The sequence below is a fragment of the Halonotius sp. GCM10025705 genome (genome assembly GCF_042662885.1).
Taxonomy (GTDB): domain Archaea; phylum Halobacteriota; class Halobacteria; order Halobacteriales; family Haloferacaceae; genus Halonotius; species Halonotius aquaticus.
The window spans coordinates 169,388-191,429 of sequence record NZ_JBHSZD010000001.1 but is presented as its reverse complement, the minus strand read 5'-3'; the positions used below and the strand labels follow the sequence as shown (position 1 = coordinate 191,429).

Annotated in this window: 22 protein-coding genes, 1 tRNA gene and 5 pseudogenes; 12 read left to right on the top strand and 16 right to left on the bottom strand. The window is 60.1% G+C overall.

What is annotated here, in order from left to right; genetic code table 11:
- Positions 1 to 79: 79 nt before the first annotated feature.
- The 3 genes from mfnA to ACFQJB_RS01150 all read right to left on the bottom strand — a co-directional run bounded on the left by mfnA (position 80) and on the right by ACFQJB_RS01150 (position 2,732).
- Complete coding sequence (gene mfnA / locus ACFQJB_RS01160; RefSeq protein WP_379722989.1) at positions 80 to 1,165, bottom strand: tyrosine decarboxylase MfnA; 1,086 nt, start codon at positions 1,163 to 1,165, stop codon at positions 80 to 82.
- A gap of 86 nt (positions 1,166 to 1,251) precedes the next feature.
- Complete coding sequence (locus tag ACFQJB_RS01155; RefSeq protein WP_379722986.1) at positions 1,252 to 2,169, bottom strand: PhzF family phenazine biosynthesis protein; 918 nt, start codon at positions 2,167 to 2,169, stop codon at positions 1,252 to 1,254.
- A gap of 53 nt (positions 2,170 to 2,222) precedes the next feature.
- Positions 2,223 to 2,732, bottom strand: coding sequence for a nucleoside deaminase (locus ACFQJB_RS01150; RefSeq protein ID WP_379722983.1), 510 nt, complete (start codon positions 2,730 to 2,732; stop codon positions 2,223 to 2,225).
- On the opposite strand from ACFQJB_RS01150, the gene ACFQJB_RS01145 reads away from it, so the two are divergent.
- The 3 genes from ACFQJB_RS01145 to ACFQJB_RS01135 all read left to right on the top strand — a co-directional run bounded on the left by ACFQJB_RS01145 (position 2,722) and on the right by ACFQJB_RS01135 (position 4,490).
- Complete coding sequence (locus tag ACFQJB_RS01145; RefSeq protein ID WP_379722980.1) at positions 2,722 to 3,540, top strand: phosphoribosyltransferase; 819 nt, start codon at positions 2,722 to 2,724, stop codon at positions 3,538 to 3,540. The two genes, ACFQJB_RS01150 and ACFQJB_RS01145, sit on opposite strands and share 11 nt — an antisense overlap.
- A gap of 73 nt (positions 3,541 to 3,613) precedes the next feature.
- Positions 3,614 to 3,994, top strand: coding sequence for a DUF5820 family protein (locus tag ACFQJB_RS01140; RefSeq protein ID WP_379722978.1), 381 nt, complete (start codon positions 3,614 to 3,616; stop codon positions 3,992 to 3,994).
- Between the two features lie 49 nt (positions 3,995 to 4,043).
- Positions 4,044 to 4,490, top strand: coding sequence for a UPF0179 family protein (locus tag ACFQJB_RS01135; protein WP_379722975.1), 447 nt, complete (start codon positions 4,044 to 4,046; stop codon positions 4,488 to 4,490).
- Here the strand turns inward: ACFQJB_RS01135 and ACFQJB_RS01130 are convergent.
- Complete coding sequence (locus tag ACFQJB_RS01130; protein ID WP_379722972.1) at positions 4,487 to 5,305, bottom strand: succinylglutamate desuccinylase/aspartoacylase domain-containing protein; 819 nt, start codon at positions 5,303 to 5,305, stop codon at positions 4,487 to 4,489. The genes ACFQJB_RS01135 and ACFQJB_RS01130 overlap by 4 nt on opposite strands.
- 63 nt (positions 5,306 to 5,368) lie before the next feature.
- The gene (locus ACFQJB_RS01125; protein ID WP_379722969.1) at positions 5,369 to 5,851 is read right to left on the bottom strand and encodes a DUF309 domain-containing protein; all 483 of its coding nucleotides are present in this window, start codon (positions 5,849 to 5,851) and stop codon (positions 5,369 to 5,371) included.
- An 89-nt stretch (positions 5,852 to 5,940) separates the two neighbouring features.
- Here ACFQJB_RS01125 and ACFQJB_RS01120 point away from each other — a divergent pair.
- Positions 5,941 to 6,024, top strand: a tRNA-Leu gene (locus tag ACFQJB_RS01120).
- A gap of 136 nt (positions 6,025 to 6,160) precedes the next feature.
- Positions 6,161 to 7,099 (top strand): alpha/beta fold hydrolase, encoded by a 939-nt coding sequence (locus tag ACFQJB_RS01115; protein ID WP_379722966.1) that lies wholly within the window; start codon positions 6,161 to 6,163, stop codon positions 7,097 to 7,099.
- 10 nt (positions 7,100 to 7,109) lie between these two features.
- Here the strand turns inward: ACFQJB_RS01115 and ACFQJB_RS01110 are convergent, their stop codons facing one another.
- The 3 genes and pseudogenes from ACFQJB_RS01110 to ACFQJB_RS01100 form a co-directional block, all read right to left on the bottom strand.
- Positions 7,110 to 7,394, bottom strand: a complete 285-nt coding sequence (locus tag ACFQJB_RS01110; protein ID WP_379722964.1) for a DUF7508 domain-containing protein — start codon at positions 7,392 to 7,394, stop codon at positions 7,110 to 7,112.
- Positions 7,391 to 7,831 (bottom strand): annotated as a pseudogene (locus ACFQJB_RS01105) (DUF5796 family protein). Before ACFQJB_RS01105 ends, ACFQJB_RS01110 begins: the two are co-directional and overlap by 4 nt.
- Before the next feature lie 48 nt (positions 7,832 to 7,879).
- Complete coding sequence (locus tag ACFQJB_RS01100) at positions 7,880 to 11,299, bottom strand: BGTF surface domain-containing protein (protein WP_379722961.1); 3,420 nt, start codon at positions 11,297 to 11,299, stop codon at positions 7,880 to 7,882.
- Between the two features lie 124 nt (positions 11,300 to 11,423).
- Between ACFQJB_RS01100 and ACFQJB_RS01095 the strand changes: the two are divergent.
- Positions 11,424 to 11,492, top strand: a pseudogene (locus ACFQJB_RS01095) (zinc-ribbon domain-containing protein); the annotation flags it as partial.
- Positions 11,493 to 11,791: 299 nt separating this feature from the next.
- On the opposite strand, the gene ACFQJB_RS01090 reads toward ACFQJB_RS01095, so the two are convergent.
- Positions 11,792 to 13,138 (bottom strand): hypothetical protein, encoded by a 1,347-nt coding sequence (locus ACFQJB_RS01090; protein ID WP_379722958.1) that lies wholly within the window; start codon positions 13,136 to 13,138, stop codon positions 11,792 to 11,794.
- Positions 13,139 to 13,234: 96 nt separating this feature from the next.
- Between ACFQJB_RS01090 and ACFQJB_RS01085 the strand changes: the two are divergent.
- Together ACFQJB_RS01085 and ACFQJB_RS01080 are read left to right on the top strand one after the other, a co-directional pair.
- Positions 13,235 to 14,124, top strand: a pseudogene (locus ACFQJB_RS01085) (shikimate kinase).
- Positions 14,121 to 14,414 (top strand): chorismate mutase, encoded by a 294-nt coding sequence (locus ACFQJB_RS01080; protein WP_120101185.1) that lies wholly within the window; start codon positions 14,121 to 14,123, stop codon positions 14,412 to 14,414. Before ACFQJB_RS01085 ends, ACFQJB_RS01080 begins: the two are co-directional and overlap by 4 nt.
- A gap of 36 nt (positions 14,415 to 14,450) precedes the next feature.
- Here ACFQJB_RS01080 and ACFQJB_RS01075 read toward each other — a convergent pair whose 3' ends face one another.
- The gene (locus tag ACFQJB_RS01075; RefSeq protein ID WP_379722955.1) at positions 14,451 to 15,086 is read right to left on the bottom strand and encodes an IS6 family transposase; all 636 of its coding nucleotides are present in this window, start codon (positions 15,084 to 15,086) and stop codon (positions 14,451 to 14,453) included.
- Positions 15,087 to 15,187: 101 nt separating this feature from the next.
- On the opposite strand from ACFQJB_RS01075, the gene ACFQJB_RS01070 reads away from it, so the two are divergent.
- The 4 genes and pseudogenes from ACFQJB_RS01070 (at position 15,188) to ACFQJB_RS01055 (ending at position 16,573) form a co-directional block, all read left to right on the top strand.
- Positions 15,188 to 15,379 (top strand): hypothetical protein, encoded by a 192-nt coding sequence (locus ACFQJB_RS01070; protein ID WP_379722952.1) that lies wholly within the window; start codon positions 15,188 to 15,190, stop codon positions 15,377 to 15,379.
- Positions 15,376 to 15,768 carry a type II toxin-antitoxin system VapC family toxin gene (locus ACFQJB_RS01065; protein ID WP_379722949.1) on the top strand — a complete coding sequence of 131 codons (393 nt, stop codon included), beginning with the start codon at positions 15,376 to 15,378 and terminating at the stop codon, positions 15,766 to 15,768. Before ACFQJB_RS01070 ends, ACFQJB_RS01065 begins: the two co-directional genes overlap by 4 nt.
- 149 nt (positions 15,769 to 15,917) lie before the next feature.
- A complete protein-coding gene (locus tag ACFQJB_RS01060) occupies positions 15,918 to 16,148 on the top strand; it encodes a hypothetical protein (protein ID WP_379722946.1) in 231 nt (76 codons plus the stop codon).
- Between the two features lie 9 nt (positions 16,149 to 16,157).
- Positions 16,158 to 16,573 (top strand): annotated as a pseudogene (locus tag ACFQJB_RS01055) (PIN domain-containing protein).
- A gap of 20 nt (positions 16,574 to 16,593) precedes the next feature.
- Here ACFQJB_RS01055 and ACFQJB_RS01050 read toward each other — a convergent pair.
- From ACFQJB_RS01050 to ACFQJB_RS01025, 6 genes and pseudogenes are all read right to left on the bottom strand, one after another.
- Positions 16,594 to 17,493, bottom strand: a complete 900-nt coding sequence (locus tag ACFQJB_RS01050; RefSeq protein WP_379722943.1) for a DMT family transporter — start codon at positions 17,491 to 17,493, stop codon at positions 16,594 to 16,596.
- 65 nt (positions 17,494 to 17,558) lie between these two features.
- Positions 17,559 to 18,239, bottom strand: a complete 681-nt coding sequence (locus tag ACFQJB_RS01045) for a carbonic anhydrase (protein ID WP_379722940.1) — start codon at positions 18,237 to 18,239, stop codon at positions 17,559 to 17,561.
- 64 nt (positions 18,240 to 18,303) lie between these two features.
- A complete protein-coding gene (locus tag ACFQJB_RS01040) occupies positions 18,304 to 18,753 on the bottom strand; it encodes a Rieske (2Fe-2S) protein (protein WP_120101179.1) in 450 nt (149 codons plus the stop codon).
- A 50-nt stretch (positions 18,754 to 18,803) separates the two neighbouring features.
- On the bottom strand, positions 18,804 to 19,793 hold the full coding sequence (locus ACFQJB_RS01035) for an aminotransferase class IV (RefSeq protein ID WP_379722937.1): 990 nt from the start codon (positions 19,791 to 19,793) through the stop codon (positions 18,804 to 18,806).
- Positions 19,790 to 20,449, bottom strand: coding sequence for an anthranilate synthase component II (locus ACFQJB_RS01030; RefSeq protein WP_379722934.1), 660 nt, complete (start codon positions 20,447 to 20,449; stop codon positions 19,790 to 19,792). Before ACFQJB_RS01030 ends, ACFQJB_RS01035 begins: the two co-directional genes overlap by 4 nt.
- Before the next feature lie 16 nt (positions 20,450 to 20,465).
- A pseudogene (locus tag ACFQJB_RS01025) lies at positions 20,466 to 22,021 on the bottom strand (anthranilate synthase component I family protein).
- Positions 22,022 to 22,042: the final 21 nt, after the last annotated feature.

Here is a 22,042-nt window from a genome sequence, read left to right as displayed (position 1 = left end):
CTACGTGTTGGCGATGGGAGCCTAAAAGCCGCTGATTCGTCGGCGTCGCTGTCGGCATCAACAACAACGCTGGCTCGTGTTACGACCGCACGCGATCCAGATCAGCGAGGAACGCCTCCAGCGACGCCCGACGCACGTGGGGCATACAGACAATCCGGAGGTCGCCATCGGCCGTGCGGGCGATCCGCCACTCTTCGTCGCGCAAGGCCTCAAACGTCGCCGGCGACAGCGACGCCGTCACCAGCGGCAGCGTCGGCTCGACAACATCGATCCCGCGATCAACAAATTCCTCGGCCAAGAACTCGGCGTTGGCCTGCTGGTTGTGGTACTGCTGACGGTAGCCCGCCGGCCACAGTTCGTCCATCGCAGCGACCGCGCCGGCGACGCCAGCGCCGCTTCGGGTGCCGGTGAGTGTCGCCTGCGACGTGGTTTCCAGATATGGCGTATCGACAGCGAGGGCGTCGACGGTTTCGCGGTCGCGGGCGAGGAGGCCGCCAGCCGGCACCGGGGCCTGTCCGAACTTGTGGGGATCAATCGCCATTGAGTCGATGGGCGCGTCGGCAAACGACCATTCGTAGTCGGTGAACGGGAGGATGAAGCCACCCCACGAGGCGTCGACGTGCATGCGCGCGTCGGCATCGTGGGCGAGCTCAGTCATCGCGGGGATCGGATCAACGCGACCGTACTCGGTCGAGCCAGCGACGCCGATCACCAGCAGGGTGTCGTCGTTGACGGCCGCCGAGACAGCGTCGAGGTCGGCCCGGTAGTCATCGCCGACAGGAACCGTCCGGAGTTCCACGCCGAGCATTTCGGCGGCCTTGGTCACGCTGAAATGGACGCTTGTTGGGGCGACGATGTTCGGCGTGTCGCCGCCAGTCGTCTGTGCCCCGTCGGCAAGATTGCGGGCGGCGTGGACGGCCTGAATGTTGGCCTCGGTGCCACCGCTGGCGATATAGCCGTAGGCATCGTCGAGGCCAGCGATCTCGCCCAACTGATCGACGGCGTCCGTCTCTAGATCGGCGACGGTCTGGTAGGTCGCGGGATCGCCCGGATTTGTCGCCAAGAACTCAACGGCAGCCTCGTGAGCGCGAGGATGGGGCTCGGTACACATCGAAGAGAGCACCCGGTCGAACGCCTGTGGTTGCCGCTGCCGTACGCGCTGCATTACCACCTCATAACGGCGAAAGACGTTTAGCCGTTGTGTTCGATCCGGTAGTTCAGGATCGTCCATTCACGTCCGCGGCGACGGGGTCAGACCTCGATGATCTCGTCGTCATCGGCGGGCGGCACCGTGAGTGTGCCGTCAAGTGCGACCGCGGCCTCGCCGCCGACCCGAACCTCCTTGCGACCACGATCGTCGACGCCCACATCGACTCGGACGATCCCGCCGCGATCGACGAAATGACCCTGTTCAAATCGGAGGTCATCCGGCAGCTCGTCGAAGGCCTCGTAGGCGTCGAGATACGCGCCGCAGGCACCGCTTGCGGTGCCGGTCACGGGATCTTCGTCGACGCCAGCACCGGGGGCGAACATCCGAGCGTGCAGCGTCGATTCTGCGTCAAGGGTATCGAACGTGAAGGCGTAGATCCCGGTCGCGTCATACTCGTCGGCGAGGGCTTCGATCGCCCCGAGATCCGGCTGGACGCCGCTGAGTGCTTCGAGGAAGTTGACCGGGACGATGAGGAAGGGGAGTCCGGTCGTCGCCCGCGCGATCGGGAGGTCGGCACCGACATCCCGGAGCGTCGCGGGATCAACTCCGAGCGCGTCGGCCACCCGGTCGTAGTCGACATCGACGGTCTCGACCTCGGGGCGGGATTGGGTCATCCAGACGACGCCATCGTCCTGGAGTTCGATATCGAGGACGCCAACGTTCGTTTCCAAGGTGTGGGTGCCGGGTTCGATCACCCCGTCGGCGGCCAGCAGCGCGTGGCTGGCGATCGTCGCGTGACCACAGAGGTCGACCTCTTGGGTCGGCGTGAAATACCGGATCCGGCGATCAGCGTCGTCAGTCGTCGAGAGAAAGGCGGTTTCACTCGCCGACAGTTCGCGGGCGATCGCTTGCATCTGTGTCGCCGAGAGCCCATCGGCGTCGGGGACGACCCCCGCGGCGTTGCCGGCGAAGGGTTCGTCGGTGAAGGCATCGACGAGCAGCGTGCGGCGTGTGTCCATACCCACCCTACGGAACCAACGAGTTCAAACCCCGGGTTCCAGCCGGCGGTCGATCACCAACACTCCCGGTGTACCGCGTCGCCGTCGTCGGGCAGCACCGGGCCGGCAACGACGACCGGGTCGCTGCCGCGCTCGAAGACCGTCGGCGACGGACAGACCATCTCGGCGTCCCGGAGTTCGCCGAACCGTTCCGCACTCGTTGCGTAGACGACCGCGCGCACGCCGGCGTGATACAGGCCGCCGGCACACATCGGACACGGCTCGGTTGAGGTGTACAACACGAGATCGGCAGGCTCGTCGAACTCGGCGGCCGCCCGGCGGGCGAGCGTGAGTTCGGGATGTTCAGCCACGTCGCCCTCGGTGACGACCGCATTTTTCGCCTCAGCGACGACAGTGTCATCTTCGACGAGCACCGAGCCAAATGGTTCGTCGCCGCGGTCGGCCGCCTCCCGCGCCAGCGTCAGCGCACGACGGATGTGAGCCTCATGATTGAAGTCGGCAAACGGCGGCCCGGGAGTCGTCGCATCGATGTCGCTCGGATCGGCGACGCGGATGACTGACATACCCGGTCAGACGACGGCGACAGCAATGGACGTTTGGGGAGGGCAACACCGCCTGCTGAGGTCACGAGCGTTTTATGTACCACGGCGGCCCACCCCGAGACAAGATGAGCGGCCCCCAGCGGACTTCGATTGTACGGTCACGAACTGGGAGTACATCTACGGGCTGTGTCGAGACGTAAGTACCGCAGTGAAGGAAGCCGACTTCGAGCCGGATATCGTCGTCGCCCTCGCCCGCGGCGGCTGGTTTGCCGGGCGATGTCTCTGTGATTTCCTCGGGCTCGACGACCTGACGAGCCTGAAGATGGAACACTACGTCGGCGCGGCCGAGAAGGGCGCGGACGCGGAGATCCGCTATCCGCTGCCGGAGGGCAGTGTCGCCGACAAGGACGTGCTCATCATCGACGACATCGCCGACACCGGCGGCTCGATCAGCCGCGCCTACGAGTATGTGACCGACCGCGACGTTGGCGAGGTACGCACTGCGACCCTCCAGCTGCTGGATACCAGCGAGTTTGAACCCGATTTCGTCGGCGAACGCCTCGCCGAGTGGACATGGGTCGTCTACCCCTGGAACTTCATCGAGGATATGGTCGATCTGATCAGCGGCGTGATGGCCGACGCCGACAGCGAGACGTTTTCGCGGGAGGCGATCCGGGCGGAACTCGCCGCCGTCCACGGGATCGATCGCATCGAGATGGAGATTGCCCAGCCTGACCGTCTCGACGAGGTACTCAACGAGATGGATCGCCGCGAGGTCATCGAGTCGGTCGGCGACGACGAGTGGATGCTTGTCGACGACGAGGCGTGACCGACAACGACGCGACAACGAGAACGTCGCCGACAACCGCGACCGCTTAGTGGGTCGGAGCCAACCCACACCCATGGACGCGTCATCGCTCCCGGCCGGCTGGCAGTGTTGGCACGAGGAACGCGACGGCCGGGTGATCCTCGCCTACCGGCCCGATGTCTTCGACTCCGAGGCGTTTCCCGCGCCGTGTCTGCCGACGATCTATGTGACCAGTGGTACCCCACGGCGGCGACCCGGCAGCAGCACCACCGGCACCTGGCAGGTGACACTCTTCTTAGAGCCAGAGATCGAGGCGATCAACGAAAGCTACGAGGATCGAGCGGCCGCGATCGACGGTGCGATCGACCACGCCGATCGGTTTGCCGCCGGCGACGTCGACTACAGATCTCTGTATCAGGTGCCGCGGGAGGCCTACTTCGACCGACTCGACGAGCTGGTCGGCGAAAGCGGGTAGCGGTCGATCGAGGGGAACGGTAATCTGGCTTGATCCTGTAGGGACAGCTATGACAACCGTCACGCTGATCGGCGATCGCCTCGCCGAGGAGGGCCAAGAGTTCGTCTACGGCGGCGAGGCAGGGGGCTGTGAGGGCTGTCCCTACCGAAGCCAATGTCTCAATCTCACCGAGGGCCGTCGCTACCGCGTGACCGCGATCCGCGACAACGCCCAACTGCTTGACTGTGCCATGCACGACAGCGGGGTGCGTGCCGTCGAGGTCGAACCCGCACCGGTACGCGCCAACATCGCCTCTCGGGGGGCGTATGCGGGCAGCAAAGCCGAACTGGAGGGTTCCTGTCCGTACACCGAGTGTCCGAGCCACGAGTTCTGCGTCCCGGATGGGGCCGACTTCGAGACGGAGTACCGCATCGCCGAGGTCGTCGGGGAGCCACCACACGACTACTGTGAACTCGACCGCGATCTCACGCTCGTCGAGCTGGAAACCGAGGATTAGACCGTTTCCCACTCGGCGACCGTCCCGACCCGCTCGGAGCGATAGCCAAAGATGTCGGCGTAGCCATAGGGAGAGAGCAACACCGGGTAGAAATCCGTCTCAGCGTGGATCGGCTCGCCATCGATGGCAGCGAAGGCGGTGCCCGCGGACACGAGTTCAAAGTTGTCGACAAACACCTCATACTCCGTCCCCTCGGCTTTCGGGATCGGGCCCTCGACCCGAAAGACAGGGATCGTCTCAGGATCCGGAATCGAAAGCCGATCCATCGCATCGTCAAGCGGGAGCACCCCGGTTGCTGCTAAGAATGCTCTGACGAGTTCGTAGCCGTTTTTCGCGGCGTCATCGGTTCCCTGAAGCCCGCATTCGACTTCGATGACGTTTGGGTATTTGATCAGTCGGCCATCGGTATTGTCGTCGGTTTCGGTGATCACCGACACCGGGAGCTGCGGGACGATCTCGCGGGCGACCGTGTCGACGGCTTTGACCGCGCCGATCGGCTCGGCGTATGACTGTGTGGAGTGCAACGCAAGCGTCGTGCAGTCTTCGATCTCAGCCAGCAGGTCGGCGGCGAGTCGCCGTTCATGGGCGTCGGCAGCTGGATCGCCAGGGAAGACACGGTTGAGATCGGCCTCAAGATACCGCTGGCCGGCTTCGAGGGCTTCCTCGTTGGCGATAATCAGCTTGACCGGTCGCTGAACGGCCGGTTCCTCGGCAAGCAATCGTTTGATCGCCAGCGGGCCACAGGGCTCGTCGCCGTGGATCCCGCCGATAACCGCGACCTCGGGAGTCCCCTCACCGAGCTCGTAGACCTTCATTGTCGGTCTCACGCTACCGGGCTATTTTATCTCCCCGATATCCGAGAGCCAGCGGTCGGCGAATTACTCCAGTTCCTCGGCGTAGGCGTAATCCGCCGGGTAGGCTGCTGGGCTCTCGCCATCAACGGTGAGCTGCCAACCCTCAACGAGCGTTGGCTCTGTTTGGGCCGACCGGATTGTTGTCCGGATATCAGGGAGGGCAACGCCGTAGAAATCGTCGGGGACGCCATGGAGATACTGATTGGCCGTGCGGAACAGCGACCGCATCCCGTCGTCATCTTCGAAATCGACGTGTTTGTAGACGCCCGCGGCGACCTGCACCATCCCGTGGAGAAAGGCGCTTTCGGTGGTGCCGCTGCCGTAGTTGTACCACTCATCCTCGAAACAGTCGTGGGATTCGTGGTACGCGCCGTCGTTGAACAGCCGAATCCCATGTTCGACCGCCCGCCGGAGCGTGGCGTGTTCCCATTGGCGGTCGGAGTGTCGCCACCCAGTTGGGTTGCCGAGCGGCGGGGCGACGCCCGGATCGCGGGTGTGGTCGTCCATACCGCTGCTTTGCTGCCGACGGACAAAGGCGTGGCTGCTGGAGAAAACCGACGCGTTAAACAGGGCCGCGCTGGTATTGTCGCTCGCGTGCGAGGGTAGCCAAGCCGGGAAACGGCGGCGGACTCAAGATCCGCTCCTGTAGAGGTCCGTGGGTTCAAATCCCTCCCCTCGCATCGCCGGGGTCACTCCCGTGATGCGGGAAGACCGCTCTTGAGCGTTCTTCCCTCGCAAAACTTCTCTGCACCCACACGCCAAGCCACAGCATCAGCGAAGTGGCGGATATAACTATCTCGCTGCCCAACCACTGGTATGTCGATCCGCAAACTCCTCGCGTCCGCTGCGGTTGGTGGAGGAGCCATCACAGCGCTCAACCGGTGGCTGCAAGCGACCGCAACCGACCTCCAACCGCCACTCGACGGTGGCCACCATACCTACCGATGGCGCGGGATGGATGTTGCCTACACCGAGGCTGGCGACCCCGAAAATCAGACGCTGATCTTACTCCATGGAATCAACGCCGCCGGCTCAAGCGGTGAGTTCCGCGAGGTGTTTGACGACCTTGCCGAAGAGTACCACGTCGTTGCACCGGATCTCCCCGGCTTTGGTTGTTCTGACCGGCCACCGCTGCGATACTCCGCGACGCTGTACGAGGGGTTCGTCGCCGACTTCCTCGCCGAGTACGACGACCCCGCTGTCATCGCTTCGTCGCTGTCGGCAGCGTACACGCTGGACGCGCTGACAACAACCGAGACAGCGGTGTCCGAACTGCTCCTCATCTGTCCGACAGCCATCGCTGGCCCGGAACCGCCGAACCAGTGGCTCCGAGAGCTGTTTCGACTCCCGGTGGTCGGCACCGGGCTGTTCAATCTCGTCGCGTCGAAGCCGTCGATTCGGTATTTCAATGCCGATCACGGCTACTACGATATGGCCACCGTCACCGAGGACTGGCTACACTACGAGTGGCAGACAGCCCACCAGCCGAACGCTCGCTTCGCGCCAGCGTCGTTCATTAGCGGCTATCTTAACGCGGACATCGATCTCGCAGAGGCACTGTCTGAGCTTGTGATTCCAACAACGGTCCTGTGGGGTCGTGACGCCGAGATCACACCGCTGTCACAGGGTCGAGAGCTAGCAGCCGAGGCGGACGTCCCGCTTGTTGTCTTCGATGACAGCAAACTGCTACCGCACGTCGAGTTCCCCGAAGAGTTCGTCGCACTCGTTGACGAACGGCTCAGCAGCGATCGCTGATCCCGAGCGGTTAGTCATCAAGCTGTTCTGCGAGCAGTTGCTCGGCATGGGGCTTGTTGTTCGCCAGTTCCCATCGGATCTGCGCTGGATCGCCAACATCGGCCGCGTCGGTCGTGTAGTGGAACTCTGTTCCCTCGCCATAGGCCAAAAGTTCTCTCAGTTCGTCCGGTAACGCCCCGATCCCAAAGCCGATTGTGGTGCCCGCAGCATCGCCAAGCTCATACAGCGCGTATCGATCCGGGGCATTGGGAACGGTCGACCGGTCAAGCTCACGCCATGGTTTGCGGAGGCTCATGTATCCAGCTCCGATTCTGGGACGAACTCATAGCTTTCCTCGCCCCAATCGTCCTCAACGAAGACGAAGACGCGCCCTCGGGCGGTTTCGGGATCGGCGTCAATCGTCGTTCGATGATCGCCGCTCCGGCGTACCGTAACACCCGGGAAGACCTCCTCTTCGTCGCCGTCATCTAACAAAATGCGGCCGACTCCGGTGTCTTCGAGAATGTCATCGTGTGTTTTCAGATCGTTGACGTAGAGCATGACACCCTCCGTTTCGGTCGGATCAGTGACAAGCAGATGAGTTTCTTTGCCTGGGTTCGTGGTGAGCGAGCCACTGACCTTTGTTGGCTCCGCGGTACATCGTCGTTCGGTCGTCAGCGTAGGTGACGACGACGCCTTCGGGACGGAGTTCAACACCGAGTGTTCGGGGGCAACGTCGCTGTGGACTGCCATAGGATAGCTTCGTTTGAGATATTCAAAAGACCGTGGATTCAGCCGTAGTTAGCTCCAGAATCCGAGAACATGGGCAAGACCGGTAATAACGGTGGCGGCGACAACATCCCGGCTACGAAGACCGATAGCCCCGAAAATACTGGGGTCAGAATCGGTGTCGCCACCATCAGTATCGGTAGGATCGCTAGACTGATCAACAGGACTAGGGTTTGTGCCCGACGTGACGTTTTGACTATCAGTGATATCAGTTCCGCTTTCCGGTGCTGTCACGGTGAGTTGACCGGTTGCAGTGTCATCTTCGGTGCTGATAGTGTAAGGATACTCTCCGACTGGAAGTGTAACAAACCGATCAGAAAGATCGCGTGTGGTGTTTGTTCCAGCAGAGAGGAAAACAGCATCTTCGCTGATAGTTTCATTGTTAATTCTGAATTCAACAAGTTTGCGATCCGAAATACTTCCGGTATTGTTGATGGTCGCGTTAATTCCAGCGAGTGAACTTCGCTGTTCAACTGTCACCGACTCCGGTGCCGAAGTAATATTAAATCGAGCTGGACTCTCAAAATTCTCGACGACAGTTGCTCCACGTTTGTCAATGACACGGTTGTCAACGAGACGACCGTTGGAGTAGAATTCGACCTCGACACGCTGTTCGGGATCAAGTTGTGAGAAATCAGCCTCAGCAGTGAACAGTCGATCATCCTCTATTTCGACATCCTCGATCGTCACAAGCTCTTGATTGGGACCTTCGCTCTCAATAAATTGAATCGAGACATCTGATCCGGGTGCGATGGTTGTGAAGCCAGTCACTTTACCATCAGACTCAGCTGGAACAACGAGATCACCATCTGGTGTCGTTCGATCGTACTCGACGGTAGGCTCTAACACTTCAAACGAACTGTTTGCACGAATAGTGGTATCGCGATCACCAAAGTATGGATAATGTTCAATGCCCTCTTCAGGTTCAACTGCGCCTGGATTGAACGGATTCGGCTGTTCACCGTTCGCTATTGAGTAGTCATTGTATTGGAATCGTTCGCCGTCCGGAGACTGGTACTCCACCTCGAAATTGAGGATGTCGTTTTCTTTAGGCCGATTATCGAACGGGTTCGTTCCACGGGTGTCAATAATGAAATACGCACCACCGATCGTTGGTGTATCTCCAACAAGGCTTTCATTCTCAGTCGACCACTGATCGGCCGTATCGTCAGGCAAGACATAGATCTCGCTGTCACTCATCCCCCCGAATTGGAGTTCAGAACCTCCGTGATTGGCACCCGCATATCGTTCGGTGTCGAGACTGATTTCAACCCCTTCACGTCGGTTGTTCAACTGTGCGACCTTGCCAGCAGGAATGTTACCAGGATCATCAGAATTCTCATCGATAACCCCGTTGTTTGCAATACCATCCAGGCTTGCCCCGTACATTCCCGTTGCCTTCACCTCAACGAGAAGTCGATCACCGAGTGAAATATAGTCACTTTCAGTTGCGAGAGATTGTAACTCTCCGATGTCCTCTGTGGAGAGTGGCTCTTGATCCTCCTCAAACTGATCAAGTTCGTTCGCTGATCCAGCGGGCAGAACATACGTGTTGACTGCTCTCAAATCTGGCTGCGTGAGGACAATATTTGAACGATCAAATGGTCGCCGGAGATCAGGGATATTCTGATCGCGAAGCATTACCGTTCCAGTTCCGCCAGCAACAAGCCGGAACCGATCGGCTTGTAGCGGTGCCCCTCGTGGAGTAATACCGACCTGTTCCCTGAATTCTGCAAGGGTGTTTGCGACTTGGTTTCCGTTTTGATCAACAAATGAGACACCGCTAAACTCATTTTGTGGAGGATCACCAGCAGTTATAGGGTCATCAGTATCTCCACTTGGGCTGGGGTGTGCATAACTAGTAACGTCCCCTTCAATAGGAATGTACACATCACTGGAAGGTCGATTTGTTCCAACAAGACGGGTATTGATCACGAATCTAGCGTCGCCAGTGACATGGAGGATATCAAGATGGTTCTGTATGTTTGCTTCTCCATCTTCCTTGTCACCACCAACGAGTATGTATGCCTCATCAAAACTTTGATGCGTCAGATCGACCTCAACAAAGTCGCCTGCAGGTGACCGATAGGAATCTTGAGAAAATTCGTTTGTCTCATCAGTTCGTCGAATATCGGCAACCGTGAATGCATTTCGGACGGTATCGGAGCCAGTGCCACCATTAGCGTCTTTAACAATAAGTCGAACATCGTACTCGCCATCAATGAGATCATCTCGCGCTGGCATCGTGATTCTTGCAGTTTCAGTATCTTCCGAACCCGGAGGTGAGGTGAGAGGTACATCTTGAGAAATAAATTGTTCTCCGTTCGGATCAATAACAATAAGACGAGCATCAGTTACAGCGACACTACCGCTTCCAGAAGTAGGCGGATTCGTATTATTTGCCTCGTATTCAACGAGGACATCTTCCTCACCTCGCACATAATTATTCGTGACTGAGAGGATTTCTGCTCTTGCAGGGCTCGGAGAATACATTTCAGTCGCAACATCCGGCTGTGAAGAATTCACCGTGATATTTCTCCTTTGATCCGAAACAGCATGGCTAAATTCTACACGGCGTGTCGATTGTCGGTCAATTAGAATTGATTTGGTTTTGTAGGAGACCCCGGAAACATTGCTGATTATTTTTTGTGTCACTGGCTGATCAGCATTATTTTCAATATCAGCCCCAACGTGCAGTCTCCCATCCTCATAAGAGGTTTCAGTAATGCTGACCTCACCCGTTCTTGGAATCGTCACAGTTTCTGAGACGCTCTCATTTTGTGTCACCGCGTCAAATGTGTACTCACCAGGGAGCAAAAAAGTCTCATTATGGTACATTTTTGTTTGATTACCACCGCCAAGTTGGATGTTCTCGCTGTAGGAGTCTTGTGAGGTTCGGTTAAGATAGACTGTTTGGCTGCTATCGTTTGTACCCCTGTTTCTAATCGTCGCTGATAAATTAACACGAGTCCCACTGGTCTCGCTGATACCGCTAAAATCAGGTTCGACATTGAATGTGTCGTCTACAACAACAAATTCTGACCATTTTATCGGTATTTCTTCACTTTCTGCATCGCCACGGATTTCAACTGTTGGATTGATTTCTTTTGTTGGCCGAGAGGGAACCGAATTCCAAGATAGGGTGATCTTGGCTCCACTGGTAGGAATAGATACGTTTCGCTCAGTATCTCGTTCTTCGCCGTCAGCCATCAATCTCACATCAGTAGTTGTGGCTGCAGAACCTGAATTCGATATGGTAATATGAGCATCAAGTTGCTCTCCTTCGCTTAGCTTGTTTGTCCAATCAACATTGTCAATACTAAGATTCGAGTCTGCAGCAACACCACCAGTGAACACAACTGAGATAAAAATAACGCTAATGATCGAAATCGCAAATAGTCGGACTGCATCGGCGGTATAAGACTTACCCATGGGCTCAGTAGCTAAGGCTGCTAGGTGACGAACAGTAATATACTCATCGGCCCGATTATCAGATCGGTATATCTCCAATATGAAAGAATTGATATGCTGACCAGCTATTCATCTACCAACGACCATGCCGGCGTGTGATAACTGTGGCACCGAGGTCGACAACACAGCCACGTTCTGCCCGAACTGTGGTGAGCCACAGGACTCAGACACCAAACGAAAGGTGATAATTGGCCGGGTGAGCTACGCCGTTGGCTTCCTCATCATCGTCGGCGGGCTCTCAGTGCTTCCAGATAATCTTGGTGGCATTCCGGTTGTGTATGGCGGAATCCAGCTATTCCCACCAAGTCGACAACTGCTCGGCCGCGTATTCGGCCGCCCACCAAAGGTCTGGGCAAACGCTGTGTTCGCGCTTCTATTCGTCCTGTTGGCGGACTCCTCATCTATCTGTTGTGACCAGCCGCCGGAACCAATTATTGAGATGCGGGTCAGTCATCATCGACGACGGAACAACAACACCGTCAGCAACGAGAGTGTCGTCATGATCCCGCCCACGCCGATTGGGCCGATCAATCCGGTACCCCCGCTATCAGATGTACTACCATCATCACCAGAGACGGACTCTGATCCCGTTTCTGGCTCGGGAGCAACAACAGTGAGCGTCCCGGTCGCCGATTCGCCGCCGGCACCGACGGCATAGCGTTTGTCCCCCGGCTCTTCAGGAGCGGTAAACGTCGCTGCGATCTCTGTCGACGCCCCACCGGCCAACTGCGTTCTGACTGTTTGTCGCTGCCCGGCGAGTTCGAACGTTACAGCCTGCGTGTCGCTGCCGGGCCACTCGTTGGTGATCGTCGCCGACATCGTCACGGACTGGCCGGGGTCGACACGCTCTGGAAGCCGCAGTTGGGTGACGTTGAATGGCCCCGTTTCGACAGCCCCAGTCGACAACGAGGCGGTGTCCCGAACGCCCGTATCAGTCACTTCAACCATGACCGCCTCCGGCAGTCGCGGCAAGCCAGCGAAATCAGGGCGGAGCGACCCATCGGCAAAGCCACGGAGCACAATCGTCTCCTCGTCAGCATAGACATCATAGCTCTCGGCCCCGCGGGTGAACGGCCGACGGTCATCGAACGGCCCGTTTTGATTCCGGAGGAACCGATCGTCCATGAACGCGGTCTCTAACTGTGTGTAGTTGAGATCCGGACTGCTCACATTGACGTTGTAGCGGAGGCGATTCGATCGCACCTCCAGTTGCCGATCAGAGCCGACCGCGCTCGGTGGGCTTGGTTCCCACGCAACGTTCAGCGTCTGGACAAGCACCTCAAACGCGGTCGCCGACTCGGTCGGGACGGTTCCGTTGACACGCCCATCCTGGAACCTGAGCGCGACATCTCGCTGATCGGCCGGGAGGAGGATGTACGTGCCATTGAGCTCGGTCGTTTGCAGCGTTTCATTCCCCTCGACAAGATCGATCTCTCGAACGAGTCGCCCGATTTCATTGTCATCGGGGTCGTATACCCGCAGATGCAGCGTCTCAACGTCGGTTCGGTTCGTCGTATTGGCGAGGTCGCGACTGACATTACCGAGGCCGAGGCGTTGGCTCTGCCAGTAGACACCGCCGTCGGTTAGCGTGGCGTCAGGAGCGTCGCTCTCAGCGTCATCGACAGCGTAGACCGCGGTTGTCGTGTCACCGGTTGCGGCGGCTGCCGAGCCGGCGATGACACTCCCCACGATGAGGAGAGCCGCCACCAACACCGCCAGCCGCAGCGTGCGTGCCATCGGACTCACCGACCAGGGTGTCGCACCGAGACAGTGGCCGCAGCGGTTCGACGAACGTTGCACATGCCTATCAGTTCGAGCCCGATCGTATATAACCGCTGTCCTGCCAAACAGGGCCGAACCGCCACACCTTTGATCGCTGCACCCACCCCTGTTGGTATGAACGGCGTCGCAACCGCACCCGGTGCCGGTACCGTCCTCAACGCCCTGCGACCGGACAGGGCTCGGCGTTCGCTATCGATGTCGAGACGACGGCAACCGTCGAACTCGCGGCCGACGCCGACGCGGTGACCGGCGAGATCGCGGGCGCGACCGACGCCGACACCCGCCTGGTCGAACGCTGTGTCGAGCGCGTCGTCGACTGCTTTGGCGACGGCGAGGGCGGCACCGTCGCCACCGACAGCGAGGTGCCGATGGCCGCCGGACTCAAGAGTTCGAGTGCCGCCGCCAACGCGACCGTGTTGGCAACGCTCGACGCGTTGGGCGTTGACGTTGTCGACGACGACAGTAATGATCTGGCCGCTGGCGACGCGATCACGAAACTCGACGCCTGCCGGATCGGCGTCGAGGCCGCCCGCGACGTTGGCGTCACGATCACCGGCGCGTTCGACGATGCCAGCGCGAGCATGCTCGGCGGCGTCGTCGTCACCGACAACACCGCCGACGAACTGCTGGCCCACGAGACCCGCGAGTGGGCCGTCCTCGTCTGGACGCCGCCGGAACGCGCCTACAGCGCGGACGCCGATGTCGACCGCTGTGGGAACGTCGCTGAGATGGCCGATCTCGTCGCCGAGTTAGCCCTTGATGGTCGGTTCGGCGAGGCGATGACGGTCAACGGGCTGGCGTACTCGGCCGCGCTTGATTTCGATACCGACCCGGCCATCGAGGCCATGCCGCACTGCCACGGTGTTTCGCTATCCGGCACCGGCCCGAGCGTCGTTGCCGTCGGCGACGAGGCGTCGCTGGCGGCCGTCCGCGAGTCGTGGGCCGAGCGAGACGGGACGCTGATCGAGACCACCACACGAACCACTGGAGCATCCATCCAATGAGCACGAACCCCGAACCCGACGAGATGAGCCTGGAGGAACTGCGCGCAGAGATCGAATCGATCGACCGGGAGATCGTCGAGTTGATCGCCCGCCGCACCTACGTCGCCGAGACCATCGCCGATGTCAAAGCCGAACGCGATCTGCCGACGACCGATGAAAGTCAGGAAGACGCGGTGATGGAACGCGCTGGCGAGAACGCCGCCAAGTTCGATCTCGACTCCAACCTCGTGAAGACGGTTTTCCGGCTGCTGATCGAGTTGAACAAGGTCGAACAGCGCGAGAGTCGGTAGCACGGCACTCCGAAACGAGCCTCAAGGAGGTAGTGTTCAGATAAGCTGATTCCATGCGAAGCTGAACGATCTGAGCCAGTCGTCGGCTGTGTCTGCTGAGGCGTTGCTGAAACAGTTCGAGAAACAGATAGTTCTGCGTTTTAGTTCTCGGAAGACACGTTCGACAGCGTTTCGATTTCCATGCTTCTCGTATTTGAAATCGTAGCCGGCATGGTGACAGGCAGCCTGTAGTGAGTGGGCACCATCAATGAGAAATACGGCGTCAGCAACGTCGTGTTTCTCGCTGAGTTCAGCGAGAAACACTTCTGCGAGTCCGGTGTTTGTTGTCGGTTCAAGGCTTGTGTACAGCAATTCGTTCGTCTTTGGATCAACAGCTGCGTACAGCCAGTATTGGTCGTCGTTGAGTTGGATCACTGTTTCGTCAACCGCAACGTGATCCGGACTCTTCCCCGAAGTGGGTTGTAGATCGGCCTTGTGAATCCAGTTGTGCACGGTTGATCGAGCGCGTTTGACATCGAATATCTCAAGTACAGAAACAGTATTCGAAAGTGATAGGCCAGACAGATGGAGCTGAATACTGAGCTTCATCAGAAATTCCGGTGTCGCTTCTCGTTCCACAAAGTCTAACTCAATCTGGTCGATACTGCCACTGAGGCGTCCGAATTCTTCCATAACCACTTAGAAATCGTGACGCCTCACCTTTCAGTCCTTATCTGAACACCGCCCTCAAGGATGACCAAACTGATTTAGTATTAGCTCCGGTATCGTATTGTATGGGATGCTACGTATCGTCGCCAAGTTGGGCAAAACCGACCAACGAGAGCGACGAATCGACGGCCAAACTGAGTGATTTCGACAACGAGGACGAGTCGACAGGGAAACTCGGTGATGCACTATCTGGACGACTGGCAGATGTCGACATCGACTCCGTTGAGGCAGTGCGCGAAACGCGAGAGCGTCGATGAAGGTATTCGTCGATACAAACGTATTCATCGCCAGTATTACCGAGGAACCGGCCCGTGGCGAGATAGCGACCGAACTGCTGAACGAGAATCACGAGTTTTGCACGTCGATTCTGAATCTGATGGAAATTCGGTCAGTGTTAACGAAAAAGAAGCGTGTGGAACAGGAACAGGTCGAAGACGTGCTGGCCGATATTTACGGGCATGTCGACATCTATGCGCCGGAAATCAGCGACCAAATTTCTGCGTACAGTCTCCAAGAAGATACGCTACTGTACACGCTTGACTGCATCCTCCTCGCTCTCGCCGACGATGTCGATGCCACGATGGTCACATACGATGGCGAACTACTGGAGCACGGTGCAGTCGAGCCAGCCGAGTTGATCGATTAATTTCAGTAGTTAGGTTGCCACAGAAAGAGCGACAGCGTAGACGGAATCTGTAATATCACTCCGAGACCTGAACAAGGTCGAACAGCGCGAGAGTCGGTGACTCCGATTCACCGGAACACACAATATTCTGTGTGACCATAGGTTTCTGTATGCCCAGTATCACGGTCAACGTCGACGACGATCTCAAAGATCGGATGGAACAACATCCCGAAATCAACTGGAGCGAGGTCACGCGCCAGGCCATCCAAGAGAAAATTGAGACGCTCGACGTGATGGCCGAACTCACGTCAAGCAGCGAACTCACCGAAAGCGACGTGGCGGAGATCGCCGACCGGATCAACGAGAGCGCGCACGACCGCGTTGAATCCGAGTCGGAATAGCCTCAACCGATGAAACTGGTCGTCGATGCCAATGTCGTCATTTCCGCGCTCATCGCCGACTCGAAGACGCGTGAACTCCTCGTTACACTCGAAGTGGAGCTCCTCACACCGAGCTTCGTTCACGACGAAATCGAGAACTACACGGGGTTGATCGCTGAAAATCCGGTATGAGCCCGGATCGCGTCGAACAGTTCATCGACCTCCTCTTCCAGTATATCGACATCGTTCCCGCCCGCGAGTTCCACCCGTCTATCGAGGCGGCCGAAGCGGCTATCGGCGAAACCGATCCTGACGACGTATTGTACGTTGCGTGTGCGATCGCCACCGACGCGGCCGTCTGGAGCGACGACACTGATTTCGACGAACAGGCTGTCGTCGAGACCTATTCAACAAGCGACGTACTCGACGCCTTTAAGACGCGCTGACGATCCGACGAGTGATCCGGTCAGGCAATCCGCTCCCGGATCGTCGCCTGCTTCAACAGCAGAAAGCCGGCGAAGATGACGGCGAAGCCAGCAACGGCGGCGAAATCAAGTGACTCGTCGAGTACGAGCCACCCCGAGAGGGCGGCAAACACAGGAACAGCATACGACACAAGGTTGATCTCAATCGCACCGAGGCGATCGAGTAGTTCGAAGTAAATGACGTAGCCAACCGCGCTTGCAAACACCGCGAGATAGACGACTGAGATAATCGCGACCGGCGTGACGGTAACATCGCCGACGGATTCTGCGGGGAGACCAGCGCTCATCGCGTGGAGCAACAGGGATCCCAGCGCGGTCGACCACGCAACCATCCCTTCGGTGCCGATATCCCTGTCAACGCGCTGGACGACGACGCTGCCGAGGGCGACACAGGCCGCCGCCAACAGGACGAACGCCGGTGCGACGAGGTCGGCAGCGAGCGGGCCAGCTGATTCGGGCCAGGCGACCAACCCGACGCCGAGAAATCCGAGCAAGAGCCCGACCGTTTCGATCCCGCCGAGTCGTTCCTGCGGGAGCAAGACCCGAGAAAACCCGGTCGCGAGGATCGGGTTCATCGCGATGAGGATGGCGGCGACACCGCTGGTGACGCCCTGCTGGCCAATAAACAGGAAGGCGTTGTAGAGCGCGATGATGAGCGTCGCGCCGACGCCGACGACCAGCCAGTCAGCCTGGCTTCGGGGTCGCCACTCGCCGGTCGTCGCGGCCACGTAGCCGAGCATCAACACCGCGGTCACGTCGTATCGCACCGCCGCGAACAACACCGGCGGCATGAACTCCAAGCCGAGTTTGATCGCCATAAACGAGGTGCCCCAGAGAAACGACAACAGGAGGAACAGCCCGCCGTCGCGTGTGGTGCTCACAGTCGGGCTTTGGCGAGGACCTCATAAAGGAATTGCAGCGAGCGGGTGGGCGTCGGCTGGCGACGTCAGTACTCCCAGAGCCGCTCGATCCGGTCGTCGATCTCGGGATGGGCTGCCTGCAGCGCGTCGACGTCGGTTTCGCCGTCGATGTTGATGACGTGAACCTCACCGCGTTTGCCGTCGTACTGATCCTGAAAGTCATAGACGACACCGATCGTCGTCACGGCGTCCGGAACGTCATCGCTGTGCCGCAGATGATCGATCTGGCGGTCGACGTTGTATTCGACGAGTCGGTTGATCGCCGCCGCTCGTGAGAGATCCTCAGGAAGCCGTTCAACGCCGGGCGCAAGGTGCGGTTTCAGCAGCCCGAGACTGTGCTCGATGCCCGCTGGTTCGTCAAGCCCGTTGGTCAGATCCTCATAGGCAGCGGTGACCGCGCCACAGCCGGTGTGACCGACGACGATGGCAGTCTCAGTCCCAGTGTGAGCGATGGGATAGAGCACGTCGCCGGAGATTGCCGGCCCCGACGCTGTGTCCTGGATGACGCGGTTGCCGATGTTGCCGCAGCTAAACAGCTGGCCCGGTTCGGTGTTCTCCCACATTGCGTCCTGCAAGACGCGAGAATCAGAACAGCAGACAGTGACCGCACTCGGCGCTTGCCCGTCCTGGACAGCATCAAACCGGCTGTCGAACTGCGCGGCGTGGTCAGCGTTGGCGGCCAGCAACCCAGTAACAAATTCGTCCATAACCATCGATCTCACCGACGGCTCATATAGCTTCGTGACCGCCGGCAAGCGACTGGATTGGCGGTCAAAACTCGCGGTTTGATTTCGACCCCAGATCCGTTGGATCGGTCTCGATCCCGCCACAGCCGACGAACTCGTAGTCGTCGTCGACGAGCTGGACGACGCCGTCCTCAACTGCGAGATCGACCTCGCTGAGGTACGCCCCTTCGCAGGGCCCGAAGTTGCAGAACCCGGTGTCAGATTCGAAGTACGCCCCATGATTCGTACAGATGATCTCGCCGTTGCGCATCTCCGCGCCGGAGCCTTTGTCGAGTTTGATGTGTCGGAAGTGCTGGCAGTAGTTGAGCCAGCCGACGACGCCCGCATCATCCCGCAACATGATCGCCTCCCTGATTTCGCCGGATTCCCGGTCGGGACTCTCTTGAATGTCAGCGTCAGTCGGCCGCACACGGAACAAAAACGTCGTATCCGTCGGCACGTCGGCGACTGGTACGATCTGCCCGTCAGCACTCATTGGTGGACGATAACGCCCCGCCGGTTTAACCCTACAGTTCCCGGCAGCGATCAGTCGTAGTACTCGCGGTCGATGCGGGCATCGAAGAGCCGCGAGAGCAACGTCGTGACCGGCCCCGCAGCGGTCGAACCCGTCGTTTCGCTATTGCTGTCGTCGTCGCCAACGTCGTTACTGTCGTCGCTTCTGGCATCGCCGCCGATCTGAATCCCATCGACGACCTCTACCGGTCGAATCTCCCACGTCGAATTCGTCAGAAAGACCTCGGCGGCGTTGCGGATCTCGTCGGGCGTGTACTGACCCTCTTCAACTGGAATTCCCTCTTCGTCGGCGATGTCGAGGACAACGCGGCGGGTGATTCCCGGCAGCACCGGGCCGTCGAGACTCGGGGTTCGGAGCGCGTTGTCGCGAACGAAAAACAGGTTGCTCGTCGCGCCCTCGGCGACGTGGCCGTCGGCGCCAACCATGATCGCCTCGTCGGCATCGGAGACGCGGAGTTCGAGGCGGGCGAGGATGCCGTTGAGATAGTTGTGGGTTTTCGCTCGCGCCGGAATCGCAGCGTCGGGGACGCGTTTGGTTTTGACCGTCTGGAGCGTCGCCGGCCCCTCGTAGACTGGCTGGCCGTCGCTGCCGCCGCGGGGCAGCGGTTTGACGATAACGACGACCGTCGGATCGACAGCCTCGTCGGGTGTGAGTTTGCCGGGCTGGACGCCGCGGGTGATCGACAGTCGGACGTAGGCCTCGCTGAGATCGTTGGCGGCGAGTGTATCCGCGATCCGCTGCCGGAGGTCATCGGTGGCGAGTCCGTGCTCTAAGCCCAGTACTGAACACGTCTCCTGCAACCGATCGGCGTGAGCATCCCACGCGAAGATCTCACCGCCGTAGGCGCGCATTGTCTCGAAGGCGGCGTCGCCGTAGAGGAAGCCGCGGTCAGCGACGTTGACACTGGCTTCGTCGGCCGGTACTAACTCGCCGTCGACGTGAAAAACGAGGTCGTCGGGTGAGTCGGTTTCGTCGGTGGTCGGGTCGGTTGGATCACTCATTGCTGGCCTCCGTTCGTAGCATGCTCCTCGCAGATGGCGACGAAGTTTGCGACCATCCCCTTGCCGTCATCGGTCAGGATACTCTCGGGATGGAACTGGACGCCGTACTGCGGCTGCTCGCGGTGGCGGACGCCCATCACGATCTCGCGGTCGTCGGCCGTGTGAGCGGTTTCGACGAGGTCGTCGGGCAACTCGCCGCGTTCGACACACAGCGAGTGGTAGCGGCCGACGCCGAGTTCGCTGTCGAGGCCCGCGAACAGGCCCTCGCCGTCGTGAGTGATCGTCGAGGATTTCCCGTGGACGACGCTGGGCGCGTGGCCGACGCGAGAGCCGCGGGCCGCACACATCGCCTGGTGACCAAGGCAGACGCCGAGAATTGGACATTCGAACTCGAAGACGTCCATCGAGACGCCGGCTGACTGCGGCGTTCCGGGCCCCGGCGAGAGGACGATCCCGTCGGGGTCGATCTCGCGAACCCCGTCGGGGTCGACGGCGTCGTTGCGCCGGACGGCCACCGCGCCGGCGAACTCGCCGACGTACTGGACGAGGTTGTAGACGAACGAATCGTAGTTGTCGATCACGAGTACCCGCGGCCCGTCGGCGACGTTGCCGTCGATGATTCCGGCCGGCGCTGCTGGCGGCGCATCCGCGCTCATGTCGCCCCCTCCGTGCTCATTTCGCGGCCTCCTCGACGGTCAGCCGGCCGGCGGCCAGCGCGTCGTCGATGGCGGTCACGAGTGCGCGGCCCTTCGCCAGCGTTTCCTCGTATTCGGCTTCCGGGTCGGAGTCGTGGACGATCCCGGCCCCGACGCGGAGGTAATATCGGTCTCGGTGCCGCGTCAGTGTGCGGATGATGATATTGAGCGTCGCCCGGCCATCGAAGCCGAACAGCCCCATACTCCCGGTGTAAGGGCCGCGCCGGGTCGCTTCGAGTTCGTCGATGATTTCCAACGTTTTGGGTTTCGGCGCGCCGGTGACGGTGCCACCGGGGAACATCGCGGCGACGGCGTCGGCCAGCGAGCGGTTCGCCCGCAGGCGCCCCTCGACTTCGGAGACGAGATGCATCACCTCGGCGTAGCGGTCGATCCGGCGGTACTCGCTGACCTCGACGGAGCCGAACTCGCTCACCTTGCCGAGGTCGTTGCGTTCGAGATCGACCAGCATTGCGTGTTCGGCGCGTTCCTTCTCGTCGCCCAGCAGATCGGCTTCCAGCGCGTCGTCGGTCGTCGCTGTCGAGCCGCGCGGCCGGGTGCCGGCGATGGGTTCGGTTCGCAGGCGGTCGCCCTCGCGTTCAAGCAGGAGTTCCGGGCTTGCGCTCACGAGGTCGATCCCGTTCCAGCGGTCGTCGCCGCGGCCCGAAAACTCGATCAGTCCGGAGTAGGGCGCGGGGTTGACCTCCCGGAGCGCGGCGTAGGCGGCGACCGGGTGGACGGCTGCGGGCGCGGTCAGCCGTTGGGAGAGATTCGTCTGGAAGGTGTCGCCATCACGGATGTATTCCTTCACCTGTCTGACGTGCTTGGCGAAGGCAGCCTCGCTGGTGTCGCCCGAAAACTCGGCGTCGTCAGCTTCGACCGGTGGGTCGCCGATATCAGGGTCGCCGTCGCGGGCGGCCGTCGCCAGCGACGATGCCCGCTCAACAGCCGCCTCGTAGATGTCGTCGATAGCGTCGGGGTCGGCGGCTTCGGGGATTCGCGGACAGCAGGTGATGCGCAGGTCAGCGGCGTCATCGTGTGGCTCGGGCCACGCGGCCACGCAGTCGTAGACACCGACTTGGAGTCGCGGGAGCCCGCGATCGTCGACCGCGTCGCCATCGAGCGTTTCGAGTTCGCGAGCGATGTCGTAGGAAAGCCAGCCGAACGCGCCGCAAGGATAGGGGATTTCACAGTCGCCACGAACGAGCGTTTCGCCGTCGAGCAGCCCAGCGAGGGCCGCAAGCGACGGCGTGTCGCGCTGGTCGTCGCCGCCGGCTGCCCGTTCGGTGTCGGCGACGACAACCTCTGGATTGACTGTCAGTCGTTCGACCGGCTCAACCGCAAAATAGCCCCAGCCCGGCTGCCCGCCTGTCGTCTCCAAAAGACGCCGCCAGGGCCGTCGCGAGCCCGCCGATAGGCGTCGAACGGATCAGCGACGGCGACCCGGAGTTCGACCGGGATACGCGCCCCCGGCGGGGCGTCGGCCGCCAGCGAGCGGAACGCCGCCCGCTCGGTGACGACAGTCGGCGATTGCATATACGCCCCCTGTCACCGCCG